General features: G+C 44.4%; 17 protein-coding genes and 1 riboswitch. Of the genes, 6 read left to right on the forward strand and 11 right to left on the reverse strand.

Annotated features, from left to right (window positions below):
- Positions 1 to 283: 283 nt before the first annotated feature.
- The gene (locus tag AC07VD_RS01250) at positions 284 to 1,693 is read right to left on the reverse strand and encodes an amino acid permease (RefSeq protein ID WP_003228445.1); all 1,410 of its coding nucleotides are present in this window, start codon (positions 1,691 to 1,693) and stop codon (positions 284 to 286) included.
- A gap of 103 nt (positions 1,694 to 1,796) precedes the next feature.
- Positions 1,797 to 1,976: riboswitch (Lysine riboswitch) on the reverse strand.
- Between the two features lie 116 nt (positions 1,977 to 2,092).
- Positions 2,093 to 2,233, reverse strand: coding sequence for a small acid-soluble spore protein SspJ (gene sspJ / locus AC07VD_RS01255; RefSeq protein ID WP_003221612.1), 141 nt, complete (start codon positions 2,231 to 2,233; stop codon positions 2,093 to 2,095).
- 166 nt (positions 2,234 to 2,399) lie between these two features.
- Between sspJ and AC07VD_RS01260 the strand changes: the two genes are divergently transcribed.
- Together AC07VD_RS01260 and AC07VD_RS01265 are read left to right on the forward strand one after the other, a co-directional pair.
- Entirely contained in the window at positions 2,400 to 2,882 is a 483-nt protein-coding gene (locus tag AC07VD_RS01260) for a metal-dependent hydrolase (protein WP_003228444.1), read from the forward strand.
- A gap of 99 nt (positions 2,883 to 2,981) precedes the next feature.
- Complete coding sequence (locus tag AC07VD_RS01265) at positions 2,982 to 4,835, forward strand: LTA synthase family protein (protein WP_256682972.1); 1,854 nt, start codon at positions 2,982 to 2,984, stop codon at positions 4,833 to 4,835.
- Between the two features lie 28 nt (positions 4,836 to 4,863).
- Here the strand turns inward: AC07VD_RS01265 and AC07VD_RS01270 are convergent, their stop codons facing one another.
- Complete coding sequence (locus AC07VD_RS01270) at positions 4,864 to 5,790, reverse strand: substrate-binding domain-containing protein (RefSeq protein ID WP_336804910.1); 927 nt, start codon at positions 5,788 to 5,790, stop codon at positions 4,864 to 4,866.
- Positions 5,791 to 5,900: 110 nt separating this feature from the next.
- Here AC07VD_RS01270 and modA point away from each other — a divergent pair, with 110 nt between their 5' ends.
- Positions 5,901 to 6,686, forward strand: coding sequence for a molybdate ABC transporter substrate-binding protein (modA, locus tag AC07VD_RS01275; protein ID WP_494721599.1), 786 nt, complete (start codon positions 5,901 to 5,903; stop codon positions 6,684 to 6,686).
- Complete coding sequence (gene modB, locus AC07VD_RS01280) at positions 6,658 to 7,350, forward strand: molybdate ABC transporter permease subunit (RefSeq protein ID WP_154217723.1); 693 nt, start codon at positions 6,658 to 6,660, stop codon at positions 7,348 to 7,350. Before modA ends, modB begins: the two co-directional genes overlap by 29 nt.
- A gap of 30 nt (positions 7,351 to 7,380) precedes the next feature.
- Here modB and pgoN read toward each other — a convergent pair whose 3' ends face one another.
- A complete protein-coding gene (gene pgoN, locus AC07VD_RS01285; RefSeq protein WP_015483687.1) occupies positions 7,381 to 8,211 on the reverse strand; it encodes a glyoxal/methylglyoxal reductase in 831 nt (276 codons plus the stop codon).
- Between the two features lie 222 nt (positions 8,212 to 8,433).
- On the opposite strand from pgoN, the gene yvgO reads away from it, so the two are divergent.
- A complete protein-coding gene (gene yvgO / locus AC07VD_RS01290; protein WP_014480858.1) occupies positions 8,434 to 8,919 on the forward strand; it encodes a stress response protein YvgO in 486 nt (161 codons plus the stop codon).
- Between the two features lie 44 nt (positions 8,920 to 8,963).
- On the opposite strand, the gene AC07VD_RS01295 is transcribed toward yvgO, so the two are convergent.
- The 4 genes from AC07VD_RS01295 to helD all read right to left on the reverse strand — a co-directional run bounded on the left by AC07VD_RS01295 (position 8,964) and on the right by helD (position 17,284).
- Positions 8,964 to 10,976, reverse strand: coding sequence for a Na+/H+ antiporter (locus AC07VD_RS01295; protein ID WP_124059098.1), 2,013 nt, complete (start codon positions 10,974 to 10,976; stop codon positions 8,964 to 8,966).
- A gap of 254 nt (positions 10,977 to 11,230) precedes the next feature.
- Positions 11,231 to 12,946, reverse strand: coding sequence for an assimilatory sulfite reductase (NADPH) hemoprotein subunit (cysI, locus tag AC07VD_RS01300; RefSeq protein ID WP_017696388.1), 1,716 nt, complete (start codon positions 12,944 to 12,946; stop codon positions 11,231 to 11,233).
- A 25-nt stretch (positions 12,947 to 12,971) separates the two neighbouring features.
- Positions 12,972 to 14,789, reverse strand: a complete 1,818-nt coding sequence (locus AC07VD_RS01305) for an assimilatory sulfite reductase (NADPH) flavoprotein subunit (RefSeq protein WP_494721598.1) — start codon at positions 14,787 to 14,789, stop codon at positions 12,972 to 12,974.
- A gap of 170 nt (positions 14,790 to 14,959) precedes the next feature.
- Positions 14,960 to 17,284: a DNA helicase IV gene (helD, locus tag AC07VD_RS01310; RefSeq protein WP_217017076.1), complete on the reverse strand. Its 2,325-nt coding sequence runs from the start codon at positions 17,282 to 17,284 to the stop codon at positions 14,960 to 14,962.
- Positions 17,285 to 17,859: 575 nt separating this feature from the next.
- Between helD and AC07VD_RS01315 the strand changes: the two genes are divergently transcribed.
- Positions 17,860 to 18,294 carry a hypothetical protein gene (locus AC07VD_RS01315; RefSeq protein WP_144500529.1) on the forward strand — a complete coding sequence of 145 codons (435 nt, stop codon included), beginning with the start codon at positions 17,860 to 17,862 and terminating at the stop codon, positions 18,292 to 18,294.
- A 109-nt stretch (positions 18,295 to 18,403) separates the two neighbouring features.
- On the opposite strand, the gene AC07VD_RS01320 is transcribed toward AC07VD_RS01315, so the two are convergent.
- The 3 genes from AC07VD_RS01320 to bdbD form a co-directional block, all read right to left on the reverse strand.
- Positions 18,404 to 19,015, reverse strand: coding sequence for a trimeric intracellular cation channel family protein (locus AC07VD_RS01320; protein WP_003228419.1), 612 nt, complete (start codon positions 19,013 to 19,015; stop codon positions 18,404 to 18,406).
- Positions 19,016 to 19,201: 186 nt separating this feature from the next.
- Positions 19,202 to 19,618, reverse strand: a complete 417-nt coding sequence (locus AC07VD_RS01325; protein ID WP_015384637.1) for a disulfide oxidoreductase — start codon at positions 19,616 to 19,618, stop codon at positions 19,202 to 19,204.
- 4 nt (positions 19,619 to 19,622) lie between these two features.
- Positions 19,623 to 20,291 (reverse strand): disulfide bond formation protein BdbD, encoded by a 669-nt coding sequence (gene bdbD, locus AC07VD_RS01330; RefSeq protein ID WP_046381334.1) that lies wholly within the window; start codon positions 20,289 to 20,291, stop codon positions 19,623 to 19,625.
- Positions 20,292 to 20,326 lie beyond the last annotated feature (35 nt).

A 20,326-nucleotide genomic window follows, 5' to 3' on the forward strand; every position in this document is an offset into this window, starting at 1 on the left:
AAAGAGCCGCCTGCCCGCGGCTCTTTTGCTTATTTATAAGGAACGGCTCAATTTGAATCATATCGGATATTTTCTTTGAGCCATTCATATTAAGCTGCATCCTCAACACGATCAGTTTTTTTATGCTGGAGAGACTGAAAAACGTTTTTTGCATATTCGATTGTGCCTTAAGGTTTTTCTTTCGATTTCAGCTTTCCTGTCAGCTAGGTTAACGAACGGATTCCTAACAGGAGAAATTGTGATTTTATAAAAAAGACACCTGAGCAAATCAGGTGTCTTTTCATTATGCTTGTTTTTCTTTCTGGAACTTTTTACTCACAAATGGATAAACGATCAAGCCGACAAAGAATAAACCGATGCCGAGGATAAATGTCGTTAAATCTGCTGTGCCTGTTACGATAACAAACACGGAGTATGCACACGCCAGTATCGCGATCAATCCGTCTCTTACACGGGAGCCTTTCAGCTGGTCATACGTTTCACCTTTGATGACTACCTTCAAGCTGTAGATTGCAGATACCAGATACGGAATTAAATATGCAAGTGTAGCCGCTGTCGTTAAAAATGTAAATGCGTCACTTATTGTCCGGGAAATAACCGAGAAAATGAAGACCTGTGACATGACGTTTGTAATAATGAGTGCAATGACCGGACTTCCCTTTTTATTCGTTTTTGCAAAAAATGCCGGGAAATCTCCTGCTTTAGCGGCTTGGTATGGCACCTCAGAGCCAAGCAAAATCCAGCCGAGCATCGTTCCGAATAAACAAAGGATAGCCAAAAGCGCCATAATCACGCTTCCCGCGTTTCCAACAATCGCATAGAGTACATCAACAAATGGTTTTTCAGAGCCGACAAGCTTATCATGCGGCAGAACACCCATCGTAATTAAAGTCACAATAATATATATGCTCAAGGCAATCAGCAAGCCGGTAATTGTCGCACGTTTCACATCACGCTGAGAGCGCGCACGGCCGGACAGGATCACCGCGGATTCAATTCCGACAAACGCCCACAGTGTAGAAATCGCGGCGTTATGAACCTGGCCGCCAATTCCAATGCTTGTGCCGTTTTCTCCTTGAACCGGGAAATAAAAATGACCGAATAATGCCGTTTGAAACACAAACAAACCGGCAACGATAAAGAAGACAAAACCTAATACTTTAGAAAGCGTTGTGACAAAGTTTAGTTTACTTGCGCCGTTAATGCTGGCAACAAGAATCGCGTGCGTTCCCCATAACAAGATCGTACATACGGCAAACGTCAGTAATTGGCCGAGTGTCACCTCTTGCCCGCCGATCGAAAACATCTCACGTTTATCAACCAAGATCGGGAAGAACGAAGTCAAGTAACCGGCGAGACTTGTGATGATCGCCACGTTACTGATCCAGCTCGCCACCCAGTAGCCCCACACCATTGTGAAACCGGCAGCGTTGCCTTTTTTCGGGTCAGAAAACAGCGCTCTTGCATAACTTTGCGGTCCCGCTGTCAGTTCAGGCTTGCGAATGGACAAGTGTCCGAACACAAGTGCAATCATCAGCACGCCGGCACCTGTCAAAAGCCAGGCGGACGTAGCTCCAAACGGACTCGCAATTGAAGCAAGCGAGCTCGGCAAGGAGAAAATTCCTGATCCAACCATATTTCCAACGACAAACGCCGTTAATAACCAAAAACCCCATTTTTTTGTCTGTTCCATTCCAGTACCTCCATGATTCTTTGTACGGACCAGACCCCGAGATCATATAAACGCAAAAAAAGCCTGAACAAAAGTCCATGCTTAAAGAAACACACACCCTTGATCTCCGGATAGCCCTCCGCGAAAAAGCACGCGGCAGTCCTGCACTTATTCAGATACAGTCCCAGCATAGAGAAGGATCGGCTTTCTCCACACTTCGGCGCTGATGCCTTTTACACATGTTTAACAGCCCCTGTCAGCCTGGCATGTGTGACTTATCATCCGCGCAACCTCTACCTCACTGAGAAAGAGTGAGGATTTAATTATTCAGTTACTCCCAGAAGGTTATCAAAGAAAGGATGATCTGTCAAAGGGAACAGATGGAAAATACGGATAGAGCCAAGCCCTATCCGCATGTGGTTATCGATTATTTTTCTTTTTTTGCACAGCTTCTTGAAGCGGATCATCTTTTAGAGCTGAACCAGCATCTTCAAGAGCTCCTTGGATTACGTTTTTTTCTTTTTCGGAACGTTTTCCTTTATCTTTATTAAAGAAACCCATTCGTATCACCTCTTTTAAAAAATAGGTACATGTTTAAGATGCCTTTTTCCTGAAAAATTATGCGGGATTTTTTTTATCGTCCAAAGTCCTGTTGATCAAACATACATTCTCTTGATATATTTGTAATTCAGAGATTTTTTGCAAAAGATAAAAGGAGAAGCGGCAAATGACAGGAAAAACACACATCATGGGAGGCATCGCTTCTTGTACGGCAGCGGCTTATTATTATGGATTTGATCCAGTGCTTATGGCTGCGTCAGGCGCGGTTGGAGCATTAATACCCGATATCTGCCACACACAAAGCAAAATCGGGAGAAAATTTCCTATTTTATCGAAAGTGGTCAGCTCCGTTTTTGGCCATCGCACCTTTACACACAGCCTGCTGTTTATGCTCATCATGTTTTTTATCACTTCTACATACATTCCAGATAAAAACATATCAGCCGGCCTGATGATCGGAATGGCGAGCCACTTGATTCTTGACGCTTGGACGGTGAACGGAATCAAATTATTATTCCCTTCCACGATCCGCGTTCGGCTTCCATTATATATGAAGACAGGCAGTTTTTCTGAGCAGCTCGTGCTAGCCGGCCTGACCCTTGCTTCATGTTACTACTTTTATATGCTGTTTCATGGGCGCATGTTTTAAACATGAGTGCTGAGACTTGTCTGAACCGGCTGTTTTTAGTAGGTTTTACTTAAGAAGCATTTCATGCAGATGATCAAGAAAACGTGAGGAGTCATATTGATGAAAGGAACCTTTTTTCACAATCAGCGGTTTTTATGTTTTTCGATCTTATTTATGTGGATCAAAACGTATGTGATATATAAACTCGGCTTTGATTTGCAAATCGATACTCTGTTGGAGGAGCTAATGCTGCTGGTCAACCCGCTCAGCTTTATTCTTCCTTTATTCGGGATCGGCCTGCTTCTAAAAGAAAACAAGCAGCGGGCCTTTTTGCTGATTGCCAATTTGGTTCTGACTGTTATCTTGATCTCTAATACGATTTTTTACGGCTTTTATATCGATTTTATTACCATCCCGGTTTTATTTCAGGCCAGCAACATGAGCGATATGGGCAGCAGTGTAAAAGAACTGTTCCATCCTCTGTTTATCGCCCTGTTTGTGGATTTGGTTTTTCTGCTGCTGTTCGCCAGAAAAACCAAACACCCACAGACAAAAGCCGCTCCCCGCACGATCAAACGGTACTATGCAGCTTCCTGCGGCATGCTTTTATGCACACTGGCACTTGCAGAAGTACAGCAGCCGAAGCTTTTGGCACATTCTTTTGACCGGGAAATGCTAGTCAAAAGCATCGGTCTGTTTCAGTTCCACATTTACGATACAATTTCTCAGACTGTTAATATCAGCGCGAAAGCTTTTGCCGATGAAGACAGTATAACTGCCATTAAAAACTACACAGAGGCTGATTACAGCAAGCCTGATCAAAGCAAATTCGGCCTTGCAAAGGGGCGCAATGTCATCTTTGTAACACTTGAATCGACCCAAAGCTTTGTTCTGAATGAAAAAGTAAATGGAAAAGAAATTACCCCTTTTATGAATGATCTCATTAAAAAAAGCTATTCTTTTGATCATTTCTATCAGCAAACAGAACAAGGAAAAACATCAGATTCAGAATTTATCGTCGCTAACTCACTGTATCCTTCCCTTAGCGGCGCCGTCTTTTTCACGAAAAGCGACCATCAATTTCATACGATGTATAAATCGCTGAAACAGCACGATTATTATTCAGCCGTCTTTCATGCTAACCATAAAACATTTTGGAACAGAGATGTCATGTACGATACGTTTGGCATTGACCGCTTTTTTGATGTTGATGATTTTCATGTCACTCCCGGGACATCGACAAGCTGGGGCTTAAAAGACAAAGAATTTTTAGAGCAGTCCGCCGAAAAGCTGAAAAGCCTGCCGCAGCCGTTCTACAGCAGTTTTATCACGTTAACGAATCATTTTCCGTTTGAGATTGATGAAAAGGATCAGCTGATAGATGAATTCGATTCAAGCAGTGATCTGTTAAACCGCTATGTGACCACGGTTCGCTATGAGGATGAAGCATTGAAGCATTTTATCAAAAAACTGAAGGACGAAGGCTTATACGAAAATTCGATGATCGTATTTATGGGAGATCATTACGGCATTTCTGAAGCCCATAACGAGGCAATGGCTGAGTTTTTAGGGAAAGACGAAATCACACCGTATGACAACGTTCAGCTCCAGCGGGTGCCGTTTATCATACATATCCCGGGAATCACCGATCAACAGCCGGAAACCATCTCTGATGTTGGCGGGCAAGTCGACGTCAGGCCGACGCTGATGCATTTGCTCGGCGTTGAGACAAAAGGCGATATCCAATTCGGCAATGATTTGCTGTCCAGCGACCGCACCCCATTCGCCGTTCTGCGAAACGGCAGCTTTATTACGAACGATTATATATACACAAAGAACACGTGCTATAGCCAAAAAACAGGTGAAGTGCTGGAAAATCAGGATGCGTGCCTCCCTTATAAGGAGAAAGCAAACGAAGAACTGTCTCTCTCTGATAAAATTTTAAATGGTGACCTGCTCAGGTTTTCCGAATGAAAAAAATCCCTCTATCAAGAGGGATTTTTTACGTTTCCAATATCACCTTGCCAGTCAGCTTCGTTTCATAGCCGTTTAATTGAGACAAATTCGCCTTGTATTCCTCAGAATTCAAAATCTCCTTCACGGCCTTCAGCAGCTGCTCATGTTTTTTCAAAACGACAATATCATATTGTTCGTCGATGAGCGGGATAAAATCAACACTGCCCATATGTGCCGCGTGCTGCGCCCCGATTCCCGCGTCAGCCTGTCCGGTTGAAACTTGTGAAGCGACAGCGTAATGATCAGTCACGATATCGCCATATCCCACTACATCAGCCGGATTCACACCAAGCAAGCCAAGCTGTTCATCAAGGAGCACCCTTGCGCCAGAACCCTTTTCCCTGTTGATGATCCGGATATCGGCTCTTTTCAAGTCTTTCCAGCCTTGAATGTTTTTCGGATTCCCTTTTTGCACATACAGTCCTGCTTTGCGGAGAACGACATTGATGAGACAAAACGGTTCACCTGTCAAAATCCGTTTTACATAAGGCGCGTTATACTGACCCGTTTCTGCATCGTACAAATGGAGGCTGACAATGTCACACTTGCCTTGATACATATCAATCAGGCTGTTTAAGCTTCCTTTGTATTTACGGAGCGGCGTCTCCTGAATGGCATTCTCCAAATGCTTGCTGAGGAGATCCATCGAAATGTCCTGTCCGCTGATCATGACATTCGGTCTGCCGTCCGGCTCAGCCTCCTGCACCTGTTTCGGCGCTTCAGTTGCAGCGATGGGCTGAGACATTCTCATATTCGTTTTATATTGCTTTAAATCTTCTTCATCCACACGCATCTGCCTTCCGACACGGTAAGCAGGCAGCACGCCTTTTTTAATCAAATCATAAACGGTCAGCTTTGATACCTTCAGCAGACCTGCAACTTCTTCTATCGTATAGGAAGAGGTTTCATTCATCATCATCACTCTCCTATTTTATTATACCTTTTCGCCGAATGTAAAAAAACCCACATAAACCAAACATAATCAGTTATAATTAGTTATATCTAATGATAAGGGGTGCAATCATGTTTAAGAAGTATTCTATTTTCATCGCAGCCTTAACTGCTTTTCTGCTTGCAGCAGGCTGTTCTTCAAACCAGTCTTCAACGGACAGCAGCGAGAAAAAAGTAACGTTAACCATCTCAGCTGCCGCCAGCGCGCAGGATGCACTTGAGGAAATCCAAAAAAATTATGAAAAAGAACATCAAAATATTACCATCCAAGATAACTATGGCTCATCCGGCGCCTTGCAAAAACAGATTTCTCAAGGAGCAGGAGCCGATCTGTTCTTCTCAGCTGCTGAGGATAAATTTAAAAAGCTGGTGGATGATGGAGATATCGCAAAAAAAGACAGCACTGATTTAGTCGGTAATGAAATTGTGCTGGTCGTACCGAAAAACGGAGATTCACCTGTGACAAGCTTCAGCAATCTGGCTGAATCAGAAAAAATCGCTCTCGGCACTCCGGAATCCGTACCGGCAGGAGCTTATGGGAAAGAATCACTGACAAAGCTGTCTTTATGGGACAAAGTGAAGGATAAAATTGTGTATGGAAAAGACGTTCGCCAAGTTCTTTCTTATGTTGAAACCGGCAATGTAGACGCAGGTATTGTTTATAAAACAGATGCCCTGGTCTCGAAAAAGGTCAACATTATTGACGAGGCAAAAGCAGATACACACAGCCCAATTGTCTATCCGTTAGGAATCGTAAAAGATACAAAACACCGTAAGGAAGCGAAGCAATTTTACGAATACCTGCAATCTGATGAAGCAATGAAAGTATTTGAGAAATATGGCTTTACTGCCAAGTAGCATAAGCGCTTCAGAATTTTTCACACCCGTTGTGCTTTCCTTTCAGGTGGCGGCAGTTGCCGGAATTGCTGTCATTATTCTCGGAACACTTGCTGGAGCATGGATGTCACGGGCATCATTTTTCGGAAAAACGGCACTCGAAACATGTTTTATGCTTCCGCTCGTTCTTCCGCCTACTGTTGTCGGTTTTATTTTGATCGTCATTTTCGGAAAGCACAGCTTCATCGGACAAGCCATCGAGTGGATTTTCCAGCAGCCTGTCATTTTCACCTGGTGGGCCGCTGTGATCGCCTCGGCTGTTGTAGCCTTTCCGCTTATGTATCAATCAGCCAAAACCGGATTTGCTGACATTGATCCCGATATACAAGGTGCGGCAATGGTAGACGGCGCTAGCAGATGGAAAGTGTTTATCCATATCTCCGTCCCGCTTGCCTATCCTTCGTTACTGACCGGAAGCATCCTCAGCCTTGCGCGGGCGCTCGGAGAATTTGGCGCAACACTCATGTTTGCAGGGAACATCCCCGGTGTTACGCAAACACTGCCGACGGCGATATATGTCGCATTGGATTCCGGCAACAATACCCTTGCCTGGGCGTGGGTCGTCTGTATTGTTGTCATTTCCTTTTTGATGCTGTTTTTCATTCAACAGAAAAAAACGCACTAAAAAAACTCCCCATAACGGGGAGTTTTTTGATTAAAACAGAAGCTCATCAGGATTTGGGCCGACACGCTCATCTTTATTTAATGCGTCAATTTTGTCCATGTCTTCTTGAGACAATTCGAAATCAAAAATATCAGCGTTTTCGATGATACGGTGTTCTTTAATGGATTTTGGAATGGTTACAACTTCATGCTGCAGATCCCAGCGCAAAATCACTTGAGCCACAGATTTATTGTGTTTTTCAGCAATCTGTGTCAGCACTTCGTTATCCAAAAGCTGTCCCTGCATGAGCGGAGACCACGCTTCCAGCTGAATGCCTTGCGCTTTGCAGTAATCTCTTAATTCTTTTTGCGTCAAGCGAGGGTGAAACTCAACTTGGTTCACCATCGGTTTGATTTCAGCATCTTTCAACAGCTCTTCTAAATGATGAACTTGGAAGTTGCTGACGCCGATCGCGCGGATTTTGCCGTCTTTGTACAGCTTTTCAAGCGCGCGCCATGTATCTTTATATTTATCTTTGCCAGGCCAGTGGATCAAATATAAATCTAAGTAATCAAGCTGCAATCTTTCCAGACTCTTTTCAAAGGCAGCAAGCGTTGTTTCGTAGCCTTGATCTTCATTCCACACTTTTGATGTGATGAAGAGCTCTTCTCTTGCCACACCGGATTCTTTAATCCCGATGCCAACGCCTTCTTCATTTTTGTAGATCGCTGCTGTATCAATGCTGCGATAGCCATTTTTAATTGCCGCTTTCACTGATTCAGTCGCTTCATTACCATTTTCTACTTTAAAAACACCCAGACCGAACCAAGGCATTTCAACTCCGTTATGTAACTTTACAGTATCTTTTAAACTTGTTGGCACTTGAAAATCCACCCTTTCACTGAAATGTAAGCGTCTATATTATCTCACATTCCTCTCAGCCGATACCAATAATACGCTTAAGACCCTCTTTTTGCTTCTTTTTTCACAGCACAGGCAAATCCAAACACTATTTTTTTCCTATTTTAACAATATTGAGATTACAAATACATTGAGCAGGGTATGCGTGTAGTGTAACCAAATGAAAACAAAGGAGGAAACAACTTGAAACGTATTCGTATCCCAATGACACTTGCTCTTGGTGCCGCTTTGACAATTGCCCCTTTGTCCTTTGCTTCCGCTGAAGAAAATCCTGCTCCGAAGATGTCGCAGACAACTGCTGCTGGAACAACTGCCGCTGATGTAGGTTTAAACGTCAATCTGGATGTACTTGGAATTGCCAACCAGATCGCTGATGCCATCAAATCCGCACAGAACAGGGATGGCTTTGTGAAAAACCTCATGGAGTCTTCCTTCTACGCATCCGGCCAAAAATATAATGTCATGGTCTTTAATTTAAGCCAGGAATATGAAGATCATTTGAACGGTGTGCAATTTTACGGCTCAGCCGTTTACGACGGCATTACGTATGGCATTTGGGTATTTGAAGATGGAACCTTTACAAACAAAGGCGATGGCGGCTGGATCAACTGGGCCTTCAGAGGCTGGTTCGACCGGGATGGCAGCACTGTCGCATTTCATCGCCCTTAATATAGAAAAAAGCTGGCGCTCTAACGCCAGCTTTTTTGCTGCATTTATTCGCCGCCTTCAAGCATGGCGGCTTCGACATCATTAATGTATTGGCGAAGCTCATGGGAAATGTCCCGGGAAATTTCCCTCTCTTCGAAGAGCGTTTGAATTTCATTTCTGATCGCCTGCACAGCCTTCAGCTTTACTTCCAGCTTCTGATTTTCAAAATGGGCGCTTGATTTCAGCTCATGATGGCTGTGCTCCAGCCTGAAAATTAACTGTTTATAGAACGAAATGACAGATAAAAATACTTCTTTATGTTCTTCCGTCTTATGTTTTTCCAGATATTCTATCGCTGCTTTTGCCGTTTTCACTCTTGTTGCCCGTATCAATCCCGCTTCATTTAAAATCGACATCTCCGGCTTTTTATGTTCACCGAAGAAAATCCAATACATCAGCCTCTTGAGCCTTGTTTTTGATAATCCAACTTTAAACGGGTTCGCATACAAAATTTCCAACTCGTTAAATCGTTCTTGCAGCACATTTGCTGTTTCTTCCGGGATGTCTCCCCGCTCCAGCATTTTCATCAGCGCCTCTTGCTCAGCCTTAACCCCCTGCGCACGGACTTTTCGCTCGTGCTTCTTAATGCGATTAGATGATGTATACTGCTGAAAACGAAGATTTTTCATTTTCTCATTGTATTCAGCTATCACCGCAAGAGAGGCCGTTTTGTTTGTCTCATTCATGTCCTCTTTAATCGTTTGAAGGGCTGTTTTGATCAACTTGCGTCTCGCCGTCAGCAGCTTCTTGTTTCGTTCCTCGTCCTCTTCTTCTTTTTCAGTCAGAATTGGCAGCACAACGGTGGCAATGACAAGCGTGCATAAAATAACGCCGGCTGCTAAAAAGAGAATCAGATTTCTTTCCGGAAACGGCGTGCCGTCCTCCAGGAAATACGGAATAGAAAAAGAACCCGCAAGCGTTACTGCTCCACGCACACCGGAAATCGAAATTAACAGCGTCGAACGAAGACCCGGTTTATAGATGTTCTGATCTTTATTAAAGAACCATTTGCCGTTCCAGAAGAACAGCACCCACAGGAATCTGAGGAGCATTAACGTAAATGTGATGACTAGGATATAGCCGATCACCTTCATGTTGCTGATGGCAGTGTCGTTAAAGATAACAGAAATAACATCAGGGATTTGCGTGCCGAGAATAACGAAGACCAGGCCGTTCAAAATAAATAAAATAATGTTCCACGTACTTGAGGAGACGATTTGCAGCTTGATCATCGTAGATTCCAGACGATCCTGTTCAACCGCATGGGTAATACCGCCAGCTACAACAGCTAAAATGCCCGAAACGCCGATTTCTTCAGCTGCCAAATAAATCACAAACGGCGTCAGAATTTGAATCAGCATATGCATCGTGACATCCTGCATGCCAAGGCGGCGCAGAAATAGGCGAAAGCGAATAATCAAAAATGAAATGACAACCCCGCACAGCAAGCCTCCGAGAGAAATAAAGACAAAGCTGACAGCCGCTTGTGCTAATGAAAATGCACCAGTCACTGCCGCCGCAATCGCAAACTTAAAGGCCACCAGACCTGATGCGTCATTCATCAGCCCCTCACCTTCCAGCAGGCGAAGAATCCCTTTTGGCATTTTCACTCTTCCTGATAATGCGCTGACAGCGACGACATCAGTCGGTGAAAGAATGGCCGCAAGTCCAAAGGCCGCTGCCAGCGGAATAGCAGGAATCATCCAGTGAATCGTGTAGCCGCCTACAATCACAGTCGCAAATACAAGGCCGAGTGCAAGCAATAAAATCGGAGCCCTTAAATTCCAAAGCTCTGCCCGCGGTGTCCTCTTTCCATCATTAAATAGCAGAGGGGCGATAAACAGAACAAAAAACAATTCGGTGTTTAATTCAAAATGAAGTCCCTGTGGAAATGAGGCGGCAAGAATCCCAAGAGCCACTTGAATCAGCGGCACCGGAATAAACGGAATAAACCGGTTCACGATATTAGAAATCGCAATAATCGTTAATAATACGAGCACAACTAAAAATATGTCCAAATGCATGACCTCCTTCGTCTGTTGTGTGTCGGCATGATGAGCCAAAAAATCTGTTTGTCTAAAGGCCCTTGAGCTAGGGTGGCCTTGCATCCGCTATGTGGTTTCGCAGGAGTTCTCTCCACACTTGTCTTCTTTTATAGTACCCTTTTTAGGGTATTTTTTCTCATGATATGCTCACAGTGAACTTTTTTGCAGCAGAGCAAATTACAGAAAAAAGAGACAGGAAGCTACTCCCTGTCTCTCGTCTTTCTTTCTCAATCATGAAAATTCGTACCGTCAGTTGTTGCTTTGATAATGCCCGCGCGGATGACAAAGTCACCGAAATGCTCGCCTTCTTCACGTTCTTTCGCATAGCGGGAAAGAAGGATGCGCAGCTCGCTTAAAATGTCTGCTTCACCGATGTTTTCACGGTACATTTTGCTTAAACGGCTTCCGTCAAACGCAGCGCCAAGATACATATTATATTTGCCCGGCGCCTTTCCGATAAATCCGATCTCACCGAGTGCATGACGTGCACAGCCGTTCGGACAACCTGTCATGCGAATGGTGATTTCCTGATCACGAAGGCCGTTTTCGTCAATAATCTCTTCAATCTTATCTAACAGGGTCGGCAAATAACGTTCTGCTTCAGCCATTGCCAATCCGCAGGTCGGAAGAGCGACGCACGCCATCGAGCTGCGGCGAAGCGCTGAATAGTGCTTGCCGTCAGTTAGTCCGTATTGTTCAATTAAAGCACTGATTTCTTCTTTTTTATCGCTTGAAACGTTCGCAATCATTAAGTTCTGATTGGCTGTCAGCCGGAACTCGCCTGTATGAACTTTGGCAATTTCCCGCAAGCCTGTCATCAGCTTATAATCATCGTAATCCGTTATACGGCCGCCTTCGACAAACAGCGTGAAATGCCATTTATCCTCGATGCCTTCCACCCAGCCGTAGCGGTCGCCGTTATGATCGAAATGATAAGGCTTCGCTTCTTCCAGGCTCCAGCCGAGACGGTTTTCCAATTCTTCTTTTACGTTTTCTAAACCTAGGCGGTCAACTGTGTATTTGAACCGCGCATTTTTACGGACAGAACGGTTGCCGTAATCACGCTGAATCGTAATCGTTTTTTCAGCAACGTCATACATTTGATCGGGCCGGCAGAATCCGATGACCTTGGCTAATTGCGGATATGTCGCAGTATCGCCATGCGTCATTCCCATACCGCCGCCGATCGCCACGTTAAAACCGATCAGCTTGCCATCCTCGACAATCGCAATGAATCCGAGATCTTGTGAAAAGACGTCAATATCATTAGACGGCGGAACGGCAATACCGATTTTAAACTTCCGCGGCAGATAGAGCGGTCCGTACATTGGCTCGACTTCTTCCTCCGGCGTGCCGGCAACTCTTTCTTCATCAAGCCAAATTTCATGATATGCTCTCGTCCGCGGCAGCAGATCATCACTTAATTTTTTAGACCACTCGTATACCTCTGAGTGGATTTCAGATTGATAAGGGTTTGATGCACACATGACGTTACGGTTTACGTCTCCGCAGGCTGCGATCGTATCCAAAAGTGCTGAGTGGATCGTCTGAATGGTTTTCTTCATGTTCCATTTCAGAATCCCGTGCATTTGGAACGTTTCACGTGTCGTCAATTTTAATGTGCCGTTCCCGTATTTCTGGGACAGGTCATCCATGACAAGCCATTGTTCAGGCGTTGAGACGCCCCCTGGCATACGCACGCGCAGCATGAACTGATATGCGGGCTCAAGCTTCTGCTTTTGGCGTTCATTTCGGAGGTCACGGTCATCCTGCAAATAACTGCCGTGGTGTTTCATCAGGCGGTTGTCATCATCCGGAATTCCGGCACTGATTCGATCGAGCATCACTTCTTTCAGCGTGCCGCGCAAATAATCACTTTCTTTTTTAATGCGTTCAACATCACTTGGAGAGCCGTCCGGTGCTTTTAGAATTTTGGTCACCATGTTGAAAAACTCCTTTCAAATCAGATCAGTATACATCACGCTGATAGCGTTTTTGCTGCTGCATATCGGCAAGATAAGCCTCCGCTTCTTCGCGGCTCATATTGCCTTCTTTTTCGATAATTTCAAGCAATGTGTGATGGACGTCATGCGCCATATGCTTTTCATCTCCGCAAATGTAAACAGCCGCTCCTTCTTGAAGCCATTCAAACAATTCTGCGCTATGTTCAAGCATGCGGTGCTGCACATATACTTTTTCTTCCGTATCACGTGAGAACGCCACATCCATTTTTGTCAGCACACCGTCTTTGAGCCAATTCTGCCACTCTGTCTGGTAAAGGAAATCCGTGACAAAGTGCTGATCGCCAAAGAACATCCATGCCTTTCCTTCCGCTCCCGTCTCCTCACGCTCCTGCATAAAGGAACGGAAAGGTGCGACGCCTGTCCCAGGGCCCACCATGATAATCGGTGTTTCAGGGTCTTTCGGAAGCTTAAAGTTTTGATTGTGCTGTACATAAACCGGCAGTGTGTCTCCCGGCTGCAGACGTTCCGCGCACAAAATCGAGCAGACGCCTTTTCGTTCACGGCCGTGCGCATCGTAGCGGACTGCGCCGATTGTTAAATGCACTTCATCCGGATTTGCGGATAAACTGCTTGCAATCGAATAAAGGCGGGCAGGCATTTTTCGCAAAATCGAGACAAACTCCTGCGCAGATACACTAAATGGGCCATAGTCACGGACGAGATCAAGCAAATCGCGCCCTTCAATATAGGCTTTTACATTCTCCTCATTTCCCGGGGCTAAAAGCTCTCTAAGCTCATCGTTCCCTGTCAGCTGGGCTGCCTGTTCAAGAAGCGGTTTTGTGAGAACGGTAATCTCATAGTGAGAAATCAGCGCTTCTTTCAGCGGACGGACATCACCTTGCTTATTAAGCGTCACAATTTCTTCCGGGTCCCAATTCATTTCCTTAAGGAGCAGCTCGACAAGTTCCGGATCGTTTTCCGGATAGACGCCGAGGCTGTCACCAGGCTCGTAAGTCAGGCCAGATCCTTCAAGAGACAGCTCCACATGGCGTGTTTCTTTATTTGATCCTCTGCCGTTTAAATTTAAATTTTCTAATACTTCAGCCCGAAACGGGTTTGTTCTGGAATACGAAGACTCACCGGTTTGAGACGCAGCCGCCGGCGCAGGCGCGGCGCTTCCGCCCCCAGCTTCATTTAATCCCTTCAATACACCCTCAAGCCATTCGGCTGCCGGTTCATCATAGTCAAGATCGCAATCAACGCGCGGAGAAATCCGTTTTCCGCCGAGTTCTTCTAAGCGCTGATCAAATTCTTTCCCTGTCTGGCAGAAAAATTCGTACGAACTGTCACCAAGCGCCAAAACGGAAAAGCGCAGATCTTCAAGCTTAGGCGCCCGTCTTCCGTGCAGAAATTCGTGAAACGACAGCGCGTTATCAGGCGGCTCACCTTCTCCATGCGTACTGACGACGATTAAAAGATTGGTTACCTTCTTCAGCTGATTCGGCTTAAAATCGCTCATGGATGAGACGGTCACTTGAAAACCGCTCTGTTCAAGCTGCTTGCCGGCATTTTCTGCAAGCCCCTGTGCGTTTCCCGTCTGTGAACCATAAAGAACGGTCACTTCTTTTGAAACGGCTGGTGCCGCCGCTGCCGCAGACACAGCTGCCGCCGGCGCACCCGCCGTTTCTTGGGCGGAAACAGATTGAGCGGATAAATATCCGCTCAGCCAGATTTTCTGGGATTCGGTCAAGGTCGGCAGAAGGCGGTTAAGGAGCTCTGCCTGCTCCTGATTAAACGGACTGTTCATTACCTGAAGTTGCAACGTATCCACCTCACAAAGTTATAAACTGATCGAAAATTGCATCTAATTGAACTTTACCGGAATACTAGGCTTAAGTAAAATATATTTACATGATGATAACTATTAAGAATCCTAATGATAAAACGGCTATGCTTCATGTAAATAGAAAAAAGAGAAGGACTCCCTTCTCTTCATTCAGCAATCTGATATAAGTGAGGCGGCACAGCGGTTACAAATGGACTGGCTTCACCTGTATAAAATACCGCCAGCATGTGCATCGCACGGGTGCACGCAGTATATAAAAGCCTGCGGTCGTGCTCTGTATGATAGTGTTCTTCAGATGCATCATAGACAAGCACTGCGTCAAATTCAATTCCCTTTGCTAAATACACCGGAATCACGCAAACACCCTTTTGGAATGGTTGATTTTCTTTATGAATCAGGCGAACATCTGTATATTCACTCATGTGGGCGTGCGCCTGTATGCATTGCTGCGCAGTCTTGCAGATGACGGCTATTGTTTCGTGCCCTTTTTTCTTGAGCCGGCCAATTTCTTGCGCGAGCTTTTGGCAAAGGCTCTCATGTCCTTCAGTTTTGACAACGAGCGGCATTTCCCCGCTTCTATTAAACGGCTCAATATCCGCTCCATCTTGAAGCATCGCTTTGGTAAACTCGACAATCTGCCTTGTTGATCTGTATGTTCTCTTTAAACGAACATACTCAGCAGGCTCATCCTCAAAGCACGCATCCATACGCTGATCCCCGTGTATGGTATGCGCGTAGATGGACTGATTGATATCACCGAGCACTGTCATGCTGGCAGCCGGAAAAATGCTTCTCATGTAAACCATCTGAAACGGTGAATAGTCCTGGGCTTCGTCAATAAATAGATGTTTGATTTTCGTATTTTTCTTTCTGCCCTCAATCAGATCCTGCATATAAAGAAACGGTGCTGCGTCCTCATAGAGCAATTTATTATCCGTAAATGCCGAACTGGTCAGCTCACCTATCGCGTCCATCTTCTCATGCTGAAATTTTCCTCCCCAGCCAGAAAACAATTGCAAATAAAGTTGTGTAACATCAAGAAATGCAAGGAGTCTGACCGCCTGTTTGAGCGGTTTGAAAGCTTTTTTCACAATGATGGCGGCAAGCAGCTGCTGCTCTCTTTGATAATCGTTAAACGTACTCTCGCTGAACCGTTTCCTTTCCTGCAGTTTTTTGTACACGTCCAAGTAGTCCTCTTTGTCAAGCAGCTCAGCTTCATGAACAACCCAATCCTTTCGCCGTTCCTTTTTCTCAAGCTTGTTAAGCTCACTCAGCAGCCACTTCGCGGTTTGCTCCATCCGATTCGGAATGGAGTGATTTTGATCCAATGAGTAAAAATAGGATTGAATTTGCTCCTTTGTGATCAGCTTTTGTCCGCGGAATATGATATTTTTAAAAATCACCCCTTCAGAGGAAAGCCGTGTGACGTATTCATTAATGAATTGCTGAAAGGATAAACCCGCCTTCCATGTGATTCCCGCAAGCCTTGTTGGAAAATCGCCTTCCTTAGTTTCGGTCAGGCAATATTCGAGCTGATCAAAGGCGCTTTCACATTTGAACTTGCGGCCAAGACGATGCTCGATATATTCCTGAAACGTCGCCTGCTCCATATTCTCTTCTCCTAACTCAGGCAAAACAGAGGATACATAGCTGTTAAATAAGAAGTTGGGAGAAAACAAAACGATTTGTCCGGCATCAATGACGCCGCGGTGCCTGTATAACAAATAAGCGACACGCTGAAGCGCAGCCGATGTTTTCCCGCTGCCAGCCGCTCCCTGCACGATCAGGATCTTGCTTTTTTCATTACGGATAATCTGATTTTGTTCTTTCTGAATCGTAGACACGATGTTTTTCATTTGGGTATCGGAGTGATGGCTTAATACCTCTTGCAGCATTTCATCGCCAATCGTCATATCGGTATTAAACATCGCCTTGAGAGTGCCGTTTTTGATCATAAACTGGCGTTTCAGCACCATTTCTCCTTCTATCGTTTCACCGGGCACCTCGTACTCCGCTTTTCCTGGGGAATAATTGTAGTACAAACTTGATATCGGCGCCCTCCAGTCATAAATCAGAAAGTGTTCCTCCTTCTCATCCAAACAGGAAGCTAAACCGATATAAATTCGCTCTGCCTGCTCCTCGCCGTTTTCAATAAAATCAATCCGGCCGAAATAAGGCGATTTTTTTAATTGATGAATTCGTTTGAGCTGCTGATCCATGCGCCGATGATTGTGTTCCCGATCAGACAGGAGCTCTGCCTGCTGCTTAATGCTTGCCATCGTTTCAATCGCTTCATGGGCATCATCAAAATTAACCTTAACATCCTCCCAAAAGCTTTTTCTTAATCCGATGATATCATGCTTCAACCCGCCCGCAGACGTTTCCAGAAACCGCTCTTTTTTTTCGAGCTCCTGCAGCACCTCATCTATTCTCGACTGCTCTTCCTTCCATTCCTTATCCTGCTGATTCATGAACGGCACCTCCAGAAAATAGTTGACAAACATAGATGAAACACTGTAAAATATAATTGGATACGTATATTAAATATATGAGGAAAACTGGCAAATACAATTTATCTTAGCACATTCACCCAATACCAATCAAGGTTTGGGTTATTTATATGCAGAAAAAACCGATTTCAACTCGAAATCGGTTTTTTCTCTTATGATTTCACATTGATCACTGTTGGACGTGCTTTTCTTAGGCTGCGAATCTTCTCTTTCATCAGTATCGATTCCTTATTCCTTTCAATCTTCGATATAATATATCTTTTTCATTTTAAAAACACCGCAGAGCTTTACCGTGTTTGTCTGTTCATCTAACGTGAAGAATGACTAAACTTATTATTGTCATCTTCCATAAAGCGACTACATCCTTGCTATCGTATCTATAGTCGCAGTAAAATAGTCATTTTTCATCCAATTTCGACATATTTCAACAAATTAAAGTTTTTCATTTGGGAGAATAGGACGATGTTACATTATTTCTCTCGGTTTATGATATGAACATGAAGAAAGAACCAGAATTAGTTAGGAGGAAATACTCAGTGAAGAAAAAGCTATCTATGATGTTGCTGGCATTCGTCGTAGCCGTAACAAGTTTTACGGCTATTGACCTAGTAAACAACAAAGCGGAAGCTAAAGATTGGGTTAAAAAAGGTCAAATATGGAGTACTCATTATCATTCGGGCTCATTTAAAAACTATACTTACTCGCCAACTTTTCATATTTATTATCCAGGACAAGGAACTTGGGCCAACATGACAGCAAACGGATCAGGCAGCGGGAAAATTACAGCAACTCTGCAACAAAAGACAAATAAAGGCTGGAAAAATGTTAAAACTTTTTATGCAACAAAAAAAGGCTCTACAAATTTAAGTTACAAACAAGCTTCTAAAAGCTACAAAACAAAATACAGATTCAAATTCACTAACACAGGAACTAAAAAAACCATCAGCTATACCTTTTGGGCTACCTATTAATTTCAAATAGCTTTGCTCTGCGCGGTCAGCATTCGAAAAGGACTTTTTATTTGATCCCGGCAGGCTACCATAAAAGAAACCTCTCCGTCATGGAGAGGTTTCTTTTATTTTACTGACTATCTAAGCGAAAAGAACGGTTTGGCAGCTTCCAATTAAACATATAGGAACAAACCCGGCAAACAACGAGCACGAAAAACAGAACGTATAAGCCGAACGAGTTCCCCAGCCAGCCCAAGCCGACGATTAAACCGCCGAGAGCCGCCCAGACTGCATAAATTTCTGCCTTCAGCACAAGCGGTTTGCGCCCGGCAAGAAGGTCACGGATGATTCCGCCCCCGCTTCCCGTCAGCACCGCAGCCACGATCACGGCACTAAGCGGATGGCCCATTTTGACGGCATACAGTGCGCCTTGGATAGCAAAGGCAGCGAGGCCGATCGCATCTGATAAATTGCCCCACTTATTCCAATGCTTCAGCAGCAGCTTCGGAAACAGAAACACAATCGTAATAGATAAAAGCGCGATTTGAAAGTAAGCTCCCTGTTCCCATAGCGCTGACACCGGAACACCGATCAGCAAATTGCGGATCGCTCCTCCTCCAAAAGCTGTGACAATCCCTAATATATAAACTCCTAAAATATCATATTCCTCTTCCATCGCAACAATTGCGCCGCTGACTGCAAACGCAATGATGCCAATCACACTGAGCAGCTCCCAAGCCATTCTGATGACTCCCTTTTATGTTTGTTAAATTTTCTGACGACCTCTAGATTTTATAATCGCTCAAGCGTAAAATCAATAACATTTTTATGAGAAAAAAAGATAAATTTAGAGGGAATACGGCTATTGCTGATGGACATGAGTTTGCGAAATTAAAAAAGCGCCCGGCATACGCGGGCGCTTTTTTTGTTATTCAGATTTTTCGCCTTTCAGCAGGCACATAAAAATGATAATCAGGATAAAAGCAATCAGGGCCAGGAATGGAATCGTAATAAAACCAAACCAGTTAATATATTGGCCCGAGCACGGCACGCCGCTGACACATGGCTTAATGCCGCTAAAACCGGGCACTTTTTGCTCTAAGTAATGCATGGTCGAAATGAATGCCCCTATAATCGCCATCGGGAGCACATATTTTTTCACTCGTGTGTCCCCTTGAAAGGTGGCGATGCCTAAAATCAGGACGAGCGGATACATGAGGATACGCTGGTACCAGCACAGTTCACATGGAATAAACTTTCTGATTTCACTGAAATACAGGCTGCCCAGCATAGCGATAAGAGCCACAACCCAGGAAGCATATAAAAATACGATTCTATTTTTCATATCGTTACTTCCCTTTCAGCTCTTTTTCTATTGTCTCTTTGATTTCATCATAATCCGCAAAATTTTTGATCACTTTATCATTGACGTAAATCGTCGGTGTTGCCTGTATGTTCATTTTTTGATTAAGGTCAGAATCCTTTTCCACTTGAGAAGCGAATGTTTCCTTATCAAGATTTTCCTTGAGTGTCTCAGGTTTTATCTTTGTGGTGTTTTTTGCAAGATCACCAAGGAGGCCTGGGGTTACCCATTCCTGTTCCGTATCCGGCTGTTTTTCGAACAGCTTTTCATGGAAATCCCAGAAAGAGTCAGGGTCTTCCTTCCATACTTCTTCAGATGCAAGAGCCGCTAATCTTGAACCTTTTCCATGGAACATGACGTTCACGAAAGAAAATTTCACATCGCCCTTATCAATAAAGTCTTTTTGTATTTTTGGAAAGATGTCACTGTTAAACACCTTGCAAGACGGACATTTGTAATCTCCGAATTCTACTACAGTTACCGGTGCATCGTCCTTGCCAAGCACAGGCTGCCCTTTGATAGACGGCTGTCCGGACACCGCATCATTGCCTTGTTCCGTTTTGTTATTAATGATGACAATGGCTGCTAGCAATACAACAACCACAACCGTAAGGATGACCGCGAATTTCGCAGAAGACTGCTGTTTCTTTTTCACTCCGACACCTCATCGTTTTAAAATTAAAAAAGAAG

It is taken from the genome of Bacillus sp. GW821-FHT01G09 (assembly GCF_059422205.1).